This window comes from Bacillus sp. Au-Bac7 (assembly GCF_021341655.1).
GTDB lineage: Bacteria > Bacillota > Bacilli > Bacillales > Cytobacillaceae > Niallia.
Genome location: NZ_JAJTTG010000001.1, coordinates 795,467 through 812,961, shown reverse-complemented (window position 1 = coordinate 812,961; position 17,495 = coordinate 795,467). Strand labels below are relative to the sequence as shown.

Genomic DNA, 17,495 nt, shown 5'->3' with positions numbered 1-17,495 from the left:
AGCATTAGTAGCGGCTGTTGTCTTTTTTAAAAGTCTCAGACCAGCCAGCAAGCTCTTCCATGAGTCTAGCTTTTTCCTGTATAAGCTGCTTTAAACGGTGACCATTTGCACCAGAAGGGTGAGGGAAGCCGGAAAGATACAGCTGCTTAATCTTATTAGCTGACACTAGCTTCTTCATCATCTCCTCAACCTTTTTTCCTAACGGAATGATTAAAGAGCTCTGAGGCAGCTGCTGTAATTCCTCCGGAAACACAGTGTTAATATAAGGATGAAGGAGCTTAGCATGTGTCATTGATGGATTATGGCCAGTATAATTTTGCTCTTTATAAAATACTGGATATTTAAGAAGGGAGGTAGTATGAAGCAAATTCCGTTTTTCTGCAAACAGCTCAGCAGTACTGCTTAAGCCTAGTTCCGTTTGCAGTCCGATTTCATCGAGCATATTAATTAAATTGATGCGCATCGATCCACTAAAGCTTGCATATTCCTTCGTCAGCTTTAGTTGTTCCGTTAAGCTCATATGTTCGTACGAAAGGAAAGCTTCATAAGCGTTTTTCATTTGAAGCCAGCCAGGAGTAATTCCGACAATAATAATAATCGCTTGCTTGTTTACATAATCATTATGTGGTGCATAATACATGACAAGATCATTTTCAGCACCAATTAGGAATGAAGCTGTCAATAAATCTTGTTTTGTAAGTGATTGATGAACAGAAAGCCTTTTGATGGCAGGTAGAAATTTATGTATTAGCATGTATAAACTCCTTGGTGAAAGTTGTATTGTTATTAGTATGCCAGAAGAGAAGATATAAAAGCATCTTAAGATAATGAAAAGCCAGTTTTCTTTTTTCATTTTTTCTAGTTTACATAATATATATTATAATAAGCAATTACAATTATGAAAAATTCTGTCTCAAATTAAAGTATACTTTAGATAGTGAGACAGAATAAAAATTTTCACTTATAGTTTCTTAAATTATTTCTACTGTTTTTATATATAATTGTTTGTTCGTGCTAAATTTTAATTTAATTTTAGCTGATCATTTATTTTTATTTTAATTGTTTCTATAATATTGTCTTTAGCATAGATTCATTGCATCATTTATTTTATTTTTCTAGTTAAATTACATGTTTAAACGAATCTTATTGATTCACTTTTTTATATAATGAAAGCGCTTCTCATAAACAAAAAAACTAGACATAAATTTTAATGTCTAGTTGCTGTTAACTATTTTATAACTACTTTTGCTGCCTGCCTTCTTTCCACAAACAGGAAAACTTTCCTCATAATAAGCGGGACTATAAATAATATAAACAAAAGCCTGAACAATTGATATGTGGTAATAATCGTCAAATCGGCTTTAACTGCCTGCCCGAGCAAGGCCATTTCCGCCATTCCTCCTGGAGCAAGGCCGATAAATGCGGTTAATAGCGATATATTCTCTTCTATCCCCAGTAAAATGGCGGACAGAACGAAGGAAAAACCAACAAGTACAATCGAAGAAATAATTGAAACGGCTAAGAATCGCGGTTTATTCTCGATTTCGCCGAATTTCATCTGCATGCCTAAATCAATGCCCATCATTACCTGTGCTGCAGCAATGACTGGCACTGGAATTGCCGGTACATCCATGCCAATAAGCAAAAGACCAGCAATGATGATAAGCGGTCCTAGCATATAGGGAGTTGGAAATTTGCATTTTTTTGCAACTGCCCCAGCTGCATATGAAATGACTAGAAAGAACAGAAACAGCCAGTTTACGCCTTCTGCATTTGCACTTGCAACTGCTGTGCTTCCTGCATGGAAAATCGGACTATAAACGATAAAAGGAACTAGCATAACCACTGTCATGATACGGCTGACTTGAATGATAGTTACGACAGTAAGATCTATGCCCTTAATTTCTGAGCTGATCGCCACCATTTGTGTTAATCCTCCAGGGATACTGCCTGCAATCGTTGATTTCAGGTTGCTGTGTGTGAGTTTATTCGTCACAACTGCAAGCAGCAGACTGAACAGGATTAAACATATGGTCAATACCAGCATGGATGGCAGATGTGTAACCATATCCATAAGTGTTTGTTTATTGAAATTTTCTCCGATTGTATAACCGATTGGAATCAGTGCATAAGTGCGAAAGGAGAAAGGAAGTTTTGGAGTTTGCTTGGTGAGTTTAATAAAGGCTATTGTACCGATCATCGCTCCGAGAAGCCATGCTAACGGCAGTTGAAGCAATTGAAAAAGTGTTCCGCCAATAATAGCTGACACTAACATTTGATAAAATGACATTCTATATCCCTTCTTGCTAATTTATTAGATGTATATATAATATACTATCATAAAAATTAGTTTGGGTTTCGAAAGATTATTTTTTGCGTATAAAAAACTGTTCATCCACCCTCCCTTTTCGGATGAACAGTTCTCTGTTATTTTTTGCTGATTTCTTTTACTTTTATTTTTTCTAATTTCCAAGTGTTATCTTTGTTCGTCCACACTGTCTCCAAATATGCTATTTTATCGACAGGTGCTATGCCGCTAATCATTTGCTTGCCTTCTAGTGTTAATTTTTGTTTATAGCTCGAAGGCTTTAATTGGGAGAACGGACTGATAATCAGCTCTGTAGACTCATTCAAATGCCCATTTTGATATAAGCCTAATTGTTCATATGTATTTTTTCGCTCATATAAATCAAAATTATAGGTTTTTATCCCTTCAATCACTAGCTCTGCTTTATAATCTTCTTTAAAGCTGCTTGTCATCACAGGTAATTCTGGAATGGAAGCTTCCTTTATCTTCGTGCCGTCGTAATCATAAATCGCAAATCTCTTTTTGCTGCCTCGTTCATTTTCAGCTAGTGTTAAGAACATTTCATCCGTTCCATCACCATCCAAATCGATCAGTTCTAACTGTGGGTTGAATCCGCCATCTACCTCCTGTACTGACTTTTGCTCCTTGCTGTCAGTTATTTGAATCGTTAGTCTTGTATAAAATTCATTCTCTTCCTCTGAAAGAATTCCGTTTAAGCCAATAGTTTCCTGTTTTCCATCACCATTTATGTCTTTTTGTTCTTGAAGCACATTCTTTTCCTGCTCTTCATTTTCCAATGCGTAGGCCCCTGTGATCGCACTTAGTGACATGAAAAAAAATGCGGTGAAGGCGAACAATAGTTCTTTTCTCAATTTAATCCCTCCTGGCGTAATCCTGTTAGTAAATATCATCTCCAATAATGGAAAAAAGATGTAAAGGAGGAAGAAAAAAATCCTTCACCATTTTGGTGAAGGATTATCTTTTTAAGATTCTACCGGTTTTGTTAACCAAGCTAATATAACTTTGCCTGCATCAGATTCATCAATGACAAATGATCCGTTTGAATAACGGTCATTGAATCGGATTGATTCCACCTGCACTTCTTCGACTAGTCCTTTTTCTGTTTGCAGATGAACGGTATCTGCTTTACCTGCAATAAACATGCTGACAATGCGATGTGGATTAGCTTTAAGCTCTCTCAGCATCACAACGCCGCGTTTCGCTCTACCGCCATTCTCAAATTCTGCTAACTTCATTTTCTTCACAGAACCACGCTGTGTCATAATAACAACCGATTCATTGGCTTCATCCGTAATGATTTGACCGGAGACAACATAGTCATCTTCTTTTAAGCTTATGCCTTTCACACCAGCTGCCCTTGCTCCGACAATATTGACTTCTTCTTCATGGAAGCGAAGTGCATAGCCGAAATGAGTGGCGATGATAACACCTTTATTGCCGTCTGTCACTACGACATCGACTACCTCGTCTTCCCCTTTCAGATTTAGTGCAACAAGAGGCTTGCTGTAGCGCTGTGCTTTATAGCTTGTCAATTCGGTCTTTTTCGCCATGCCATTTTTCGTGAAGAACAGCAAATACTTGCCTTCCTCAAAGCTCTTAACTGGTATTGCATGAATAATGCTTTCATTTCTATCGATTGGAATAATGTTAGAAATATGCTGTCCAAGATCCTTCCAGCGGATATCTGGGAGCTCATGGACTGGGCAATATAAATAATTTCCTTTATTCGTAAACAGCAATACAACTTCAGTTGTATTAACATCCAATTTAGCTAAGATACGGTCTGAATCCTTCATGCCGAAGTCCTGACCATTACTTGCCGCATAGGAGCGCTGGCTAGTCCGCTTCACATAGCCTTCTTTTGTTACTGTTACGATAACATCCTCACTGCCGACAAGAACTTCGAGGTTGATTTTGATTTCCTCAATTTCAGCCTGAATCGCCGTTCTTCTGTCAGAAATAAAGCGTTTTTTAACATCTTTCAGCTCTTTTTTGATAACAGCAAGAAGTTTTTTCTCACTGGAAAGAATCGCTGTCCATTCTTCGATTTTCTTCGCGAGTTCTTCTGCTTCTGCAGTAAGCGCCGTGATATCCGTATTTGTAAGTCTGTATAGCTGCAAGGACACAATCGCTTCCGCTTGAGCTTCAGAGAATTGGAAGGATGCAATTAAATTATCCTTCGCATCTCGTTTATCCTTAGACGCACGGATTGTGGAGATAACTTCATCTAAAATAGACAGTGCCTTTATCAGACCATCAACGATATGCTGTCTTTCTTTCGCTTTTTGCAGATCATATTGCGACCTTTTTGTCACAACATCCTTCTGATGCTCAATATAAGCATCCAATAGCTCAATAATGCCCATCAGCTTCGGACGTTTATTATGAATGGCAACCATATTGAAGCTGTAAGTAATTTGCAGATCTGTATTCTTGTATAAATAATGGAGAATACCAGAAGCGTCTGCATCTTTCTTCAGCTCTATGACAATGCGCAAGCCTGTCCGGTCTGTTTCATCACGGACCTCAGAAATCCCTTCGACTTTTCGATCAAGCCTGATTTCATCCATTTTCTTCACTAGATTGCTTTTATTTATTTCATAAGGTATTTCTGTTACGACAATTTGCTGTCTCCCGCCGCGAATATCTTCAATATCCGCTTTGCCTCTGACAATAATTTTGCCTTTGCCTGTTTCGTAGGCTTTTTTAATACCGTCTACCCCTTGAATAATGCCCCCTGTTGGGAAATCAGGGCCCTTGATATGCTTCATGATATCTTCTACGGTTGCTTTTGGGTTATCCATTCTTTCGATAACACCATCAATCACCTCACCTAAGTGATGGGGTGGAATGTCTGTTGCATAACCAGCCGAAATCCCTGTTGAACCGTTCACAAGCAAGTTCGGGAACTTTGCCGGCAGAACAGTCGGTTCTGTTGATGTGTCATCAAAGTTCGGAATGAAATCGACCGTTTTTTTATCAATATCCTTCAGCAGTTCTGATGATATTGCAGAAAGTCTTGCTTCTGTATAACGCATTGCCGCAGGAGGGTCACCATCAATACTTCCGTTATTACCGTGCATTTCAATTAGCAGATTTCTGACCTTCCATTCCTGGCTCATCCGCACCATCGCTTCGTACACAGAGCTGTCTCCGTGAGGATGGTAGTTACCGATAACGTTACCGACTGTCTTCGCAGATTTTCTGAAGTTCTTGTCATGAACATTACCATCAACATGCATCGCATATAAAATCCGACGCTGAACCGGCTTCAAGCCGTCGCGGGCATCTGGCAGCGCCCGCTCTTGAATGATGTATTTACTATAACGTCCAAAGCGATCACCGAGAACGTCCTCTAAAGGCAAATCACGAAATTGTTCCGTTGAACTTGAACTCATGATTCATCCCCCTCCTCTGCAACCACAATATTTTCATTTTCTAATATATTGCCTTCCTCTTCGAGTCCGAACGCAACATTTGACTCAATCCATTTCCGTCTAGGTTCTACCTTATCACCCATCAGTGTTGTGATGCGGCGTTCCGCTCGTGCGATATCATCGATCTTAACACGGATTAATGTTCTTGTTTCAGGATTCATCGTTGTATCCCAAAGCTGATCTGCATTCATCTCGCCTAATCCTTTATAACGCTGTAGCACATAGCCCTTACCGACCTTTTTGATAGCGTCCTGCAGGTCATCGTCGCTCCATGAATACTCAATAACCTCTTTTTTTCCTGAGCCTTTGCTTACCTTGTATAACGGCGGTAGTGCGATATACACTTTTCCTGCTTCCACAAGCGGCTTCATATAACGATAGAAGAATGTGAGCAGCAGCACTTGAATATGCGCGCCATCCGTATCAGCATCTGTCATGATGATAACTTTGTCATAATTGGAATCATCGATATTGAAATCCGCTCCGACACCTGCTCCAACCGCATGAATAATAGTGTTGATTTCTTCATTCTTAAAGATATCAGACAGCTTTGCTTTTTCTGTGTTGATAACCTTACCTCTTAATGGCAGAACGGCCTGGAAGCGTCTGTCTCTTCCTTGTTTAGCAGAGCCGCCTGCAGAATCACCTTCAACTAGATACAATTCGTTTTTCTGCGGGTTTTTTGACTGTGCCGGTGTCAGCTTGCCTGATAGCACTGTTTCGCCGCGCTTTCTTTTTTTGCCGCTTCTGGCCTCTTCCCGAGCCTTTCGCGCCGCTTCCCTTGCTTGGTATGCTTTAATCGCTTTTTTGATTAGCAGTGTGCTCGTATCAGGATTTTCCTCAAAGAAGTAGGAAATATGCTCGGAAACGACTGCATCGACAGCGCTTCTTGCTTCACTTGTACCAAGCTTGCCTTTCGTTTGTCCTTCAAATTGCAGAAGGCTTTCCGGTACGCGGACAGAAACAATCGCAGACAAACCTTCTCGTATGTCTGATCCGTCTAAGTTCTTATCTTTATCCTTAAGCAGGCCGACCTTGCGGGCATATTCATTAAACATTCTCGTCATTGCTGTCTTGCTGCCCGCTTCATGTGTTCCGCCGTCCTTTGTGCGGACGTTGTTAACGAAGGAGAGAACATTTTCTGAATAGCCGTCATTAAATTGGAAAGCGAATTCTACTTCAATCCCGTTGCTTTCCCCTTCTAGGCTAACAACCGGGTGCAGAGTATCCTTCTCTTCATTCAAGTACTCAACGAAAGCTTCAATTCCGTTGTCATAATGAAAGACAGCATGGACATCATTGCGCTCATCTATTAATTCGATTTTAAGTCCTTTTAATAAAAAGGCTGACTCTCTCAGCCTCTCTGAAAGCGTTTCAAAATTATAAGTAGTTGTAGAGAAGATGGAAGGATCCGGCTTAAAGTGAATAGTCGTGCCAGTTTGATTTGTTTTGCCTAGCTTTTCAAGCGTAGTAACTGGCTTTCCTCCATCTTCAAAACGCTGTTCATAGATAAAACCGTCTCTTTTTATTTTAACGACAACCCACTCGCTCAAGGCGTTGACAACTGACGCACCTACACCATGCAGACCGCCGCTCGTCTTGTATCCGCCTTGTCCGAACTTTCCGCCTGCGTGCAGGATCGTAAAGATTACTTCAGGTGTCGGCTTGCCGATTTTGTGCATCCCTGTCGGAAGTCCTCTTCCTTTATCCTGTACACTGATAGAATTATCTTTATGGATTTTTACAATGATTTCTTCACCGAATCCGGCTAATGCTTCATCGACAGCATTATCTACTATTTCATATACAAGATGATGCAACCCTCTTGAATCTGTGCTGCCTATATACATACCGGGACGCTTTCTTACAGCTTCCAGTCCTTCCAGCACCTGTATGGCATCATCGTTATAGTCAAATGGTTGTTGATTTTTCGCCACAGACATACCCCTTTCACCTCAAAAACACGACATATTATCTTTTTATGTAGCATGTCGAACAATTGTTTATGTATTCGTCTATAATTTCATTTATCCTCTTTGTTTGCAGGATTATTTTTTCTTTATCTTTTTGCCATCTATAGTGGACGAAGCACACTATTTTATGCATTTGATAAAAAAACACTAAAATTAGAACGTTTGTTCTTATCATATAATAGCAGCATTTTTTCTACAAGCATATTGATATATCGAGTTACTCACAAAATAATCGATTAAATTCAATATTAAACCAAGAAAGCTAAAAGAGAAAAGCTTTTTTTAATAGGTTTCGTTTAAGCATCTTAATTATGTTAACACATATTTCTTATAAAAAAAACGCTAACTACCGTTTCTCTGACGGGCTATCCTCATAATAGCGCAGGGAGAAAATAAAAAAACGGATGCAAATAAGGTGCTTTTAAGACCGCTTCTTATGAGGGTCAAGTTACCTTATTGCATCCATATTTTATAGTTATTTCGTTAGAGCATGTTCTACTTTAATACAGCGGTCCATGATAACCGTATAGCCTTTTTCTTTTAAAGAGTGAAAAGTTTCTTCATGAACAAGTCCTTGCTGTGCCCAAAAAACATCAGCATCGATTTTTTCAAATTCCGCCGCAACTTCTGGAAGAAATTCAGATCTTCTAAATACATTGACAATATCAACATGTTCTTTAATATCTGTCAGGCTTTTATATGCTTTCATTCCTAAAACTTCATCTACTGTAGGATTGACGGGGATGATGCTATAGCCTGCTTTCATCATGGCTTCTGCAATCATATAAGAAGTTCTTTCTGGATTGTCACTTAAACCGACAACTGCGATTTTTTTTGCCTTTTTTAATAGTTTGCCGATTTCTTCCCTGCTTGGGTTTTCGATTGCCATAGTATTGTTCCTCCTTTAATTAACCTTTATTTCTACTTTTATACTAGTGGACGTGTATCTGTTGATGCAACTAATATGAACTAGGCTTTGCTTACTCTGATTCCTTATCCTTGTCCTTTTTTTCCTTCTTTTCAGGCATTGCTCTGTAGATTTGCGTATGCATGCTGTTTTGTTCTATATTTTGCAAAAAGAACTCACCAATCAGCTTTTGATAGTCTTCATCCTCATTCATCTTTTTGCCTTGCAATTCCATTTCAGCCAATCCTTCGTACTCCGTTAAAAGGGCATATGTATGATCATTGCCTGAGATAGGCGTCAATATTTCTACTTTGTGTGAGTAATTTTCATTACTAAACTTTTTCAGCTCACGCAAATTTTCCAATCCTTCTTTGAATTTATCTTGCTTGAGTGAAAATGTTTGATATACATAAACGGTCATTTTTAAATTACCTCCAAAAAGTCAATTATGATATATTAACATTCCCTAAACAGCAAAAAAAATTCTAATCAATAACTAAGGAGCAACTGCTGTGCTCCTTAGTTATATTTATCTTTCCAATGCATTTAAGCGCTGATTAACTCTTTGCAAACTGCGCTCAAGCTGGTCAATATCTCTTTGCTGCTGGTTATTCTCCCGCTCTAGCTGATTTATTCTCCGTTCCAGCTGATCAATACGGCGATCCTGAGCTTCAATCCGTCTTTCTAACTGATTAAGCCTCCGCTCAAACTGTCTCCACTGTGGCTGTTGAAAAAGCTGTGACAGCTGGATTTGTCTGTTCGGATCTTCGTAATATCCTTGCGGGTATTGGTAATCATATTGAGTTTGTGGATAAGCGTAATTTACATAAGGGTACATATAGGCAACTCTCCTTTTTTTATGTCACCCATAAAGTATGCAAACTTCTTTTTTAGTGATATAGGCAAATGCCTAAATTGCCGTTTGTTAACTTGGCTTTTTTCATGGGACTATATATTTTTTCCTGACGATAGTCATATAGTACCTTAAAAGACGTAAAAACGGAGGCAAATTGATGAACCATATTGTTAAGCCCGGGGAGACTTTAACCCAAATCTCAAAAGACTATCGCATTCCATTAGCCAGTATATTAACAGCAAACCCAACAATCCAGCCAAACAGCATCTTCCCCGGACAAATAATCATCATACCCGGCTTACCGTCCCCTGAGAGTATTCCTTATCGAATAGATGTTTCGATAGGTAATAAAATATTGCGCTTGTTTAGAGGCGGTGTTTTGCAAAAGCAGTATCCGATTGCAGTAGGCAGAATGCTGTTTAGCACACCTGTAGGCAATTTTGTTATCATCAATAAAGCGCCGAATCCTGGAGGTCCATTCGGTACAATGTGGATGAGTCTTTCTAAAGAGCATTATGGTATCCATGGTACAAATGATCCTAGCTCCATTGGCAAAGCTGTATCAAGAGGATGTATTAGAATGCAAAACAAGGATGTGGAGGAATTAGCAAGCATTGCTCCTATTGGCACAGCTGTAGCCATTCATCCATAAACCTTATTAAATATAGTCTACAAATTCACGGACTGGCTTTCGGTATCCGCGCGGCTGTCTGCTGTCTGTTTTCTCCTTGCCAATGGTAATCATCAGCACCACCTCTTCCTGATCGGGAATCTGCAGTATTTCACGAACCAACTTGTCATCAAATCCAATCATCGGGCAAGTGTCCCAGCCTTGATTCTTTGCTGCGAGCATAAACAGCATGGCAGAAAGTGAAGCATTACGAATTGCTTCTTCTTTTTGGAAGGTGTCACCTCTGTCTTCATAAAAGGAAGTTGTATCCTGAACTAAATGGTCATATTCCTGCTTGTTTACAATTCCGAGCATCTGCAGACCTTCATAGATTTCTGGTGCTTGTTTATAAGCAAGTTTGTTCCCAACTACCAATATAACAGCAGCAGCGCTTTTTACTTTGTATTGACCGCTTGCGGCATTTCTTATTTCAGCTTTTTTCTCATCATCTATAACGGCAATATACCTTGTATGCTGTAAATTAAAAGCAGATGGTGCTAGCTTAACCGTTTCAAAAATACTATTTAACTCTTCTGTTGAAATCGGGTTTCCTTCCAAAAAGTTGCTCGCAGAGCGTCGTGATTTAACTAGATCTAAAAATTCAGCCATGATTTGTTTCTCCTTCGATTTTATCTTTATTTAATATATCTTGAATTAAAGGTATATTAAATAAAGTCCTTTGTAAAGCTTTTTACTTCCTGTTTTGCCAATAAAAAAACTGCCATTAGAGGCAGCTTTTTTTATGAGAAGCGTTTAATAGAAAAAGGTGAGATATTATATTCTGTCTTCCCCTTTGTTGCTAAGTCACTTAAAATTTTCCCGACCACACTGCTGAATTTAAAGCCATGGCCTGAAAAACCTGCCGCAATGGCGACATTGGCGTAATCAGGATGAAGATCAATTATAAAGTCTTCATCAGGTGTCAATGTATATGTGCAAGTTTTGCCAAACTTCAGCTCATCTGTTAATGGCATATAAGTGGAAAGAAACTGCCCTACATCTCCCTCATCCTCGGCAAGCTCACCAAATGGGCTGATTGACTGGCCTGGTTGTATTTCAACACCGCCGCCGTCATGTCTGCCTATTTTCAAACCAGCTTGTTCGATGCTTGGAAAGCCATAATACATGCCTTTTTCCGTTTCAAAGGAAAAGGCCGGAAAGTTTTCACTAGAATAAATGGTTTCATCAGCATGGAACCAAGCAAACGTCTTCCTTGTCGGTTTTAATGGCAGCGTTAAACCTAGAGTAGCTAACAGCTTGCCTGCTGATGCGCCGCCGCAAATGATAAGAGCGTCTCCATAATAGTTATTGGTTGCCGTTTTTACGATTGCCTTCCCATTATCCATCTGCAATTCTAGTACTTCTGTATATGTAAGAAGATCTGCTCCCTTTTTAATAGCCTGCTCTTTATATGCTTCTATACAAGTCTCGCTTTTAAGCACTCCTGACGATTTTTCAAAGCAGCCGATATAATCAGCCGGTAGCTTAATGCCAGACCACCGCTCCATTACTTCACTTGCTTGCAGCACTTCCACTGGCAGGTTATATGTTTTCGCGCTATATATTATGTTTTTCATAAATGGTGAATCTGCTTTGCCGACATTTAATACACCTGTCTGCAAAAACAGCTGCTTGCCTGATACCTCTTCAAGCTCGCCCCAAAGCTCCTGTGCTTTTAACGCCAAAGGAACATACTCAGCACCTTCCCCGTATGCATGACGGATAATTCTTGTTTCGCCATGGTGGCTTCCATGTGCATGAGGAGGGTCATAGGCATCAATTAACAATGTCTTTTTTCCTTGTTCCGCTAAATAATAGCCTGCTGCCATCCCCATGGAACCGGCACCGATGATAATCGCATCATATTTTGTCAAAATATTTCCTCCTTCTCTTCCCCTAAACGTTAACTCTCTTTTTTTATATAGCCAATCATACCATTGTTGCACAGCTTGAAAAATAAAAATTTTCTAATAAGAGTTAATAATTGGGCTTCTTCTTAAAAAAAGTAGATAAGCTCATTAACAGCAAGCCGACATACCCTATACAGAAAACTCGCAACGGAAGGTGATTACATGCAATTTGGACCATATCAACCTAATTTCCCTTGGGGGCAAGGTCAACAAAGCTATCCATACGGCGGCTGGCAGCAAGGTCAGCAGAACTATCCGTTTGGTGGCTGGCAGCAACAAGGCTATCCATACGGCGGTTATCATCAATATCCTGGAGGGTATCATCAAGGTTTTCATGACGATTATCCATACGGATGGCATAAACCCCACCAAGATTGGCATAAGCCATACTACCCGCAAGATTCATGGAAAAAAGGCTACCATCATCCACAAGGTCATTGGGATGACTGGCATAAGCAATATCCACAAAGATAGTCACGATAAAAGAGGTGAGTGATCTCCTCTTTTTTCTATCTGACACTAAAAAAAGAGGAAGCGTCATTTAAGGAGGATCATGAGAATGGAACATAACGAACGTCCGCAGCATTTAGCATGGCATGAAACATTAGAAATACATGAATTAACAGCATCACAATCAGTAGCATCAATGAAATTGAAACTCGCACTTCCAACGGTGACAGACCCAGAACTAAAAAGGCTGTACACAAAGGCTATTGAAGGTTTAACAGCTAAAATAAAAGACTTGCTTGAATTCTATCCGTTAGCACCGAGAGAGGAAGACGAGGAAGAGGACTTGCGCAATCAAGCATTAACACCTTTTCTGGCAGGAGATTTGCTTGGTCTATTTAAATCAAGTGTCAAAAATTATGCGGTTGCCATTACTGAAACAGCTACACCTGAATTAAGAAAGGTGTTAAAAACACATATAAACAAAGCGATTGATTCACACGAGGAAGTATTCCAATATATGTATAAAAAGGGGTATTACCCAGCTTATGATTTAAAGAGTCTGCTGCAAAATGACGTTAATCTTGCCAAAAAAGCGCTTAGTAAATAGTCATTCGTTTTAGATGTGAAAACAGTAAACACCCCTCTTATTAGGATAAGAGGGGTCTTTTATTATGCTTGATTAGATTTCGTTTTTAATACTGCCACTGGTCTTGTTGCCAATGATACAACCGTAAGGACAACTAAGTTAATAATCAAGGCAATAATACCAACGTTGAAGTCCTTAATTGCTTGCGGCAAAAATGGGAACAATGTTCCGACAGTCGTGCCTGAAACTGTCACATAAGTAACCGTGGCAACACCTGCGATAATACCAGCAAACGCTCCTTGTTTCGTAACAAAATTATGTTTCATTAAGCTGAACAATAGGGTCGGAAACAATTGTGTTACAAGGCTGTATCCCATTAACAGCAAAGCAACAAGCGTTCCGCCGCCATTAAATGTAACGATTACGGAAATGAGCGCCACAACAGGTACAAGATAACGGGCCATGCTTGTGACTTGCTTGTCTGTTGCACTTGGTCGTAACACTTTATAAACGTTTTTCGCAAGCAAGGTTGCTGCTGCCATTAGAATCATCGAGCCAGGAACAAGAGCAGTCAAAATACCTGCCGCACCGATAATTCCTACCACCCATGGATCAAATGTCTGGATAGACAAACGAAGCAGTGCTAAATCCGTATCTGCTCCAGTTAATGTTGGCACTTGCAGAATCGCTGCAAAGCCTACGAAGAATACGAATAAAAGGACTAATTGATATAATGGCATGAAAATAGCATTTTTTCGGAAGGCTTTCTCTCCTTGAGAGGAATAAATGGAACCGAATGTATGCGGCCACATATAAAAGCCTAATGCTGTAAGTAAAACAGTTGTTACAAACCAAGAAGAGCTTTGTCCTGAATCAGGCAATGATAAAAAGCCTGCCTTCGCTGTGTCAATTGCTTCAAACATTGGCTGAATCCCGCCATAATAATGGTGCGGAAGATAAATTCCCAAAAATAAGACCACAACAAGAATAAGAATATCCTTCGCAACAGCAGTCCACGCAGAGCCGTGAATACCTGAGACCATTACATAGACGGTTACAACGATAATGCCGATCCAAATCGCCACAGTTGGTGAAATATGGCCATAAGAAGCCTCTGATACAATAATTCCAAGCCCTTTCAGCTGCAGAACAAAATAAGGAATCATCGCAACAAACCCTACAAGCGAAACAAGAATTCCTAAATACGGGCTGTTGTATTTGCTGACGAAAAAGTCTGATTGAGACACAAGCTTGTTGTCTTTTGCGTAGCGCCAGATTTTCGGCAGCAAAAAGTATGACATAATATAAGCAAGAGCACCGTATGAAATAATATAATAGGTTGGGCCGCCTTTACTATATGCCCAGCCGCTTCCTCCAAGGAAGGTGAAGGTTGTATAAATTTCCCCTGCCATCAGCACGAATACTAAAACGGAACCGAATCCTCTTCCTCCTACAGACCATTGTTCTAAATCCATGTCTTTTCCTTTTTTTGCCCGAATACCTAAAAAGATAGATAGTAGCATCGTAGCAAAAATAATTACTAATGCAGCATTCATTCTGTTTCACCTTCTTTATTTTTTGGATCGATTTTATAGATAATTGCCATAATGACAGATGTCAGGACTGTCCATAATACACACCAAAACAGCAGAAATGGCATTCCTAGTACGTATGGTGTCACTTGATTGAATACATAGGCTCCGCCCAGCATGAAAACGAACGGAATCAGCGCCAATACTTTAATCATTTGCTTCCCTTCCTTCTGCTGCTTCTAACAGCTTTAATGCACTGTAAACAAATAAGTTTACGCCCTTTTCAAGGGAGTCTTCATCGATTTCAAAGCGGGCATGGTGATGAGGAAAGTCAGCCCCTTTTTGCGGATTTCCGGCACCTATATAGAAGAATGATCCTTCTGCTACTTGCTGGAATGCAGAAAAATCTTCTCCGCCCATATTTGGCTTCATTCTGTCGATCGCATCGTTGCCATACACTTCTAACACTGTTGCTTCTAACACCTCTGTAACGCGGGCATCATTGATGACAGGTCTGTAGCCGAACTCATATTTAAAGTCGTAAGTCGCTCCATGTGCGTCTGTAATACCTTTGATGACTCTTTCCATTAGCTTTGGAACTTCCTTGCGCAAGTCTGGATCAAAGCTGCGAACTGTTCCGCATATCTCAACAGAACCTGGAATTACATTATGCGTTGTGCCTCCGACGAACTTTGTCACAGACAAAACGAGATTATCAAGAGGATCTGTGTTTCGTGAAACGATATGCTGCAGGTTTGTGACCACTTGAGAAGCAATCGCAATCGAATCAACTGTTTGATGAGGAAGAGCAGCATGTCCTCCTTTGCCGTTGACATTAAGATAGAAGGTATCAGGTGATGCCATCATCGGTCCATAAACGATTCCGATTTTGCCGATTTCAAGTGGGGACCACAAATGGGCGCCAATTACTGTATCAACCCCGTCCATTACTCCTGCTTGGACCATTTCCTCTGCTCCACCTGGGAACAATTCTTCTGCATGCTGGAATAACAAACGGATTTCTCCTTCGATATGGCTTTTAAGGGAGGATAATACCTTTGCTGCACCTAAAAGCATGGCTGTATGTCCATCATGACCGCAAGCATGCATCACGCCAGGATTTTGGGAAGCATATTCACTTTCGTTTTCTTCTTGTATCGGAAGTGCATCCATATCAGCGCGAATGGCAATAACTTTGCCAGGTAGAGCTCCGATAATTCGGCCAACTACACTGGTTTTTGTCGGGCGGGTTAGTTCAATATTGCCAAATGATTTTAATTGGTCATATATATATTGAGACGTTTTTTCCTCTTCAAAGCTTAATTCTGGATATTGGTGAAGATGGCGGCGCCATGTGACAACCTCTTCCTTCACTGCATCTATGCTTGCTTGTATAAAAGATTTTGTTGCTTCCATTATGTATCACTCCTTTTAGTTTTCATCCAGGCTTTCAATCATGTTTTTCAATACATGCACAGATTGAACACAATCACTAAGCGTTGTCCATTCCTCGGGATTATGGCTAATCCCTTTTCTGCTGCGAGCAAAAATCATCGCAGATGGTACATGCCTTCCTAGAACCATCGCATCATGACCAGCACCGCTTGGTAAAAAGTACGGCTTAATGGCCATTTTTTGCAGTGATTGCTCAAGCAGTTCTTTTATGTCATCTTGTACGAGCATCGGTGAAACTTTCAATGTTTGTTCAAACGTAGTCTTGATTCCATAGCTTTCGGAAATAGCTGCAGCTTTTTCAATTGTAAGAGCAACAAGCGCATCTACTTTGTCTTCATAAATGTCACGAATATCAACAAACAACTCAACTCTGCCGGGAATAACATTGACTCCATTCGGATGAACATGCAGCTTCCCGACTGTCGCAACCGCGGTGGAGCTTACCATTTTAGGCAAGGCAGGAATTGCCGCAAGAAGTTCACCTGCTGCTACTAACGCATCCTTTCTGTCATCCATCGGAGTGTTTCCTGCATGGCCGGCTTCTCCTGATAAAGTGATTTTCAGCCAGCTTGGACCTGCTATTCCCGAAACAATTCCGACTGGAAGATTCTCTTTTTCGAGCCGTTTTCCTTGCTCAATATGGACCTCCACATATGCTTTGATTCTAGATAAGTCCCGTTTTGCTTGAAAGAATGTATCAAGTGACAAGCCGTTATTTTCAATAACTGTTTGAAAATTGGCTCCCTCGCTGTCAACTAAGCTGAGTTGATTTTCAACATCTATGTCACCAGTCATTGCTCTGCTTCCAGTCAGACCGCCATTAAATCTTGCTCCCTCTTCATCTGAGAAGATAATCACTTCGTATGGATGAGTCGGTTTGAACCCAGTTTCCCGCCATGCTTCCACTACCTCTAACGCCGCAAGAACACCTAACGGCCCATCAAAATGCCCCCCGTTTGGAACACTGTCAACATGGGAACCAGATAGAATTGCTGGAAGCTCCTCGTCATTACCTGCCAATCTGCCGATGATATTGCCAGCTTCGTCTTGTTTGACAGATAAACCTGCCTCTGTCATCCAGTTAGCAACAAGCTGTTTTGCTAACTTTTCCTCTGCAGAGAAACCGATTCGGTAAGAACCGTTTTCGTCTGTCAAACCAATCTTTGATAATTCATACAGCCTTTGCGCTATTCTTTTACCTGATATGCCCCCATGATCAAGTGTGTGATCATAGTCAGATAACAGAAGCTCGTCCAGCCTGCTTGCTGCTGTTGTATCCATGCTGTACCCCCTCATAATATGTATCATTATTTAGAAATTGTAGAATAGTTCGACAATTATTAATATATCTAAAGCAGACAAATTAATCGTAAGCTTTTTGTCTGCTTTA

Annotated in this window: 17 protein-coding genes; 3 read left to right on the top strand and 14 right to left on the bottom strand. The window is 40.2% G+C overall.

Annotated features, from left to right (window positions below):
* Positions 1-4: 4 nt before the first annotated feature.
* The 8 genes from LXM54_RS04175 to LXM54_RS04140 form a co-directional block, all read right to left on the bottom strand.
* Positions 5-754, bottom strand: a complete 750-nt coding sequence (locus LXM54_RS04175; protein ID WP_233313828.1) for a hypothetical protein — start codon at positions 752-754, stop codon at positions 5-7.
* 474 nt (positions 755-1,228) lie between these two features.
* Positions 1,229-2,290, bottom strand: coding sequence for an AbrB family transcriptional regulator (locus tag LXM54_RS04170; protein ID WP_233313827.1), 1,062 nt, complete (start codon positions 2,288-2,290; stop codon positions 1,229-1,231).
* A 137-nt stretch (positions 2,291-2,427) separates the two neighbouring features.
* On the bottom strand, positions 2,428-3,180 hold the full coding sequence (locus tag LXM54_RS04165; protein ID WP_233313826.1) for a hypothetical protein: 753 nt from the start codon (positions 3,178-3,180) through the stop codon (positions 2,428-2,430).
* Positions 3,181-3,291: 111 nt separating this feature from the next.
* Positions 3,292-5,727, bottom strand: a complete 2,436-nt coding sequence (parC, locus tag LXM54_RS04160) for a DNA topoisomerase IV subunit A (protein ID WP_233313825.1) — start codon at positions 5,725-5,727, stop codon at positions 3,292-3,294.
* Entirely contained in the window at positions 5,724-7,703 is a 1,980-nt protein-coding gene (parE, locus tag LXM54_RS04155; protein WP_233313824.1) for a DNA topoisomerase IV subunit B, read from the bottom strand. The genes parC and parE overlap by 4 nt, the downstream gene beginning before the upstream one ends.
* A 511-nt stretch (positions 7,704-8,214) precedes the next feature.
* Positions 8,215-8,628, bottom strand: coding sequence for a CoA-binding protein (locus tag LXM54_RS04150; protein ID WP_233313823.1), 414 nt, complete (start codon positions 8,626-8,628; stop codon positions 8,215-8,217).
* A gap of 91 nt (positions 8,629-8,719) precedes the next feature.
* The gene (locus LXM54_RS04145; protein WP_233313822.1) at positions 8,720-9,067 is read right to left on the bottom strand and encodes a hypothetical protein; all 348 of its coding nucleotides are present in this window, start codon (positions 9,065-9,067) and stop codon (positions 8,720-8,722) included.
* 108 nt (positions 9,068-9,175) lie between these two features.
* The gene (locus tag LXM54_RS04140; protein WP_233313821.1) at positions 9,176-9,484 is read right to left on the bottom strand and encodes a hypothetical protein; all 309 of its coding nucleotides are present in this window, start codon (positions 9,482-9,484) and stop codon (positions 9,176-9,178) included.
* Between the two features lie 175 nt (positions 9,485-9,659).
* Between LXM54_RS04140 and LXM54_RS04135 the strand changes: the two genes are divergently transcribed.
* Positions 9,660-10,154, top strand: coding sequence for a L,D-transpeptidase family protein (locus tag LXM54_RS04135; RefSeq protein ID WP_233313820.1), 495 nt, complete (start codon positions 9,660-9,662; stop codon positions 10,152-10,154).
* 6 nt (positions 10,155-10,160) lie between these two features.
* Here the strand turns inward: LXM54_RS04135 and LXM54_RS04130 are convergent, their stop codons facing one another.
* Both LXM54_RS04130 and solA read right to left on the bottom strand, forming a co-directional pair.
* Complete coding sequence (locus tag LXM54_RS04130; RefSeq protein WP_233313819.1) at positions 10,161-10,781, bottom strand: nitroreductase family protein; 621 nt, start codon at positions 10,779-10,781, stop codon at positions 10,161-10,163.
* 131 nt (positions 10,782-10,912) lie between these two features.
* The gene (solA, locus tag LXM54_RS04125) at positions 10,913-12,046 is read right to left on the bottom strand and encodes an N-methyl-L-tryptophan oxidase (RefSeq protein WP_233313818.1); all 1,134 of its coding nucleotides are present in this window, start codon (positions 12,044-12,046) and stop codon (positions 10,913-10,915) included.
* A gap of 198 nt (positions 12,047-12,244) precedes the next feature.
* On the opposite strand from solA, the gene LXM54_RS04120 reads away from it, so the two are divergent.
* Together LXM54_RS04120 and LXM54_RS04115 are read left to right on the top strand one after the other, a co-directional pair.
* Positions 12,245-12,556 carry a hypothetical protein gene (locus LXM54_RS04120; RefSeq protein WP_233313817.1) on the top strand — a complete coding sequence of 104 codons (312 nt, stop codon included), beginning with the start codon at positions 12,245-12,247 and terminating at the stop codon, positions 12,554-12,556.
* 79 nt (positions 12,557-12,635) lie between these two features.
* A complete protein-coding gene (locus LXM54_RS04115) occupies positions 12,636-13,139 on the top strand; it encodes a spore coat protein (RefSeq protein ID WP_325169545.1) in 504 nt (167 codons plus the stop codon).
* 62 nt (positions 13,140-13,201) lie between these two features.
* On the opposite strand, the gene LXM54_RS04110 is transcribed toward LXM54_RS04115, so the two are convergent.
* The 4 genes from LXM54_RS04110 to LXM54_RS04095 are packed head-to-tail and all read right to left on the bottom strand — an operon-like array spanning position 13,202 to position 17,386.
* Positions 13,202-14,674: a sodium:solute symporter family protein gene (locus LXM54_RS04110; RefSeq protein ID WP_233313815.1), complete on the bottom strand. Its 1,473-nt coding sequence runs from the start codon at positions 14,672-14,674 to the stop codon at positions 13,202-13,204.
* Positions 14,671-14,865, bottom strand: coding sequence for a DUF3311 domain-containing protein (locus LXM54_RS04105; protein ID WP_233313814.1), 195 nt, complete (start codon positions 14,863-14,865; stop codon positions 14,671-14,673). Before LXM54_RS04105 ends, LXM54_RS04110 begins: the two co-directional genes overlap by 4 nt.
* On the bottom strand, positions 14,858-16,066 hold the full coding sequence (locus LXM54_RS04100; RefSeq protein WP_233313813.1) for a M20 family metallopeptidase: 1,209 nt from the start codon (positions 16,064-16,066) through the stop codon (positions 14,858-14,860). The genes LXM54_RS04105 and LXM54_RS04100 overlap by 8 nt, the downstream gene beginning before the upstream one ends.
* 15 nt (positions 16,067-16,081) lie before the next feature.
* On the bottom strand, positions 16,082-17,386 hold the full coding sequence (locus tag LXM54_RS04095; RefSeq protein ID WP_233313812.1) for a Zn-dependent hydrolase: 1,305 nt from the start codon (positions 17,384-17,386) through the stop codon (positions 16,082-16,084).
* Positions 17,387-17,495: the final 109 nt, after the last annotated feature.

Bases quoted from the DNA above. Each gene is read 5' to 3' on its own strand.
- LXM54_RS04140 (WP_233313821.1), bottom strand. From the start codon at position 9,484: ATGTACCCTTATGTAAATTACGCTTATCCACAAACTCAATATGATTAC.
- LXM54_RS04145 (WP_233313822.1), bottom strand. From the start codon at position 9,067: ATGACCGTTTATGTATATCAAACATTTTCACTCAAGCAAGATAAATTC.
- LXM54_RS04120 (WP_233313817.1), top strand. From the start codon at position 12,245: ATGCAATTTGGACCATATCAACCTAATTTCCCTTGGGGGCAAGGTCAA.
- LXM54_RS04095 (WP_233313812.1), bottom strand. From the start codon at position 17,386: ATGGATACAACAGCAGCAAGCAGGCTGGACGAGCTTCTGTTATCTGAC.
- LXM54_RS04170 (WP_233313827.1), bottom strand. From the start codon at position 2,290: ATGTCATTTTATCAAATGTTAGTGTCAGCTATTATTGGCGGAACACTT.
- LXM54_RS04135 (WP_233313820.1), top strand. From the start codon at position 9,660: ATGAACCATATTGTTAAGCCCGGGGAGACTTTAACCCAAATCTCAAAA.
- LXM54_RS04175 (WP_233313828.1), bottom strand. From the start codon at position 754: ATGCTAATACATAAATTTCTACCTGCCATCAAAAGGCTTTCTGTTCAT.
- parC (WP_233313825.1), bottom strand. From the start codon at position 5,727: ATGAGTTCAAGTTCAACGGAACAATTTCGTGATTTGCCTTTAGAGGAC.
- LXM54_RS04130 (WP_233313819.1), bottom strand. From the start codon at position 10,781: ATGGCTGAATTTTTAGATCTAGTTAAATCACGACGCTCTGCGAGCAAC.
- LXM54_RS04100 (WP_233313813.1), bottom strand. From the start codon at position 16,066: ATGGAAGCAACAAAATCTTTTATACAAGCAAGCATAGATGCAGTGAAG.
- LXM54_RS04150 (WP_233313823.1), bottom strand. From the start codon at position 8,628: ATGGCAATCGAAAACCCAAGCAGGGAAGAAATCGGCAAACTATTAAAA.
- LXM54_RS04115 (WP_325169545.1), top strand. From the start codon at position 12,636: ATGAGAATGGAACATAACGAACGTCCGCAGCATTTAGCATGGCATGAA.
- LXM54_RS04110 (WP_233313815.1), bottom strand. From the start codon at position 14,674: ATGAATGCTGCATTAGTAATTATTTTTGCTACGATGCTACTATCTATC.
- LXM54_RS04105 (WP_233313814.1), bottom strand. From the start codon at position 14,865: ATGATTAAAGTATTGGCGCTGATTCCGTTCGTTTTCATGCTGGGCGGA.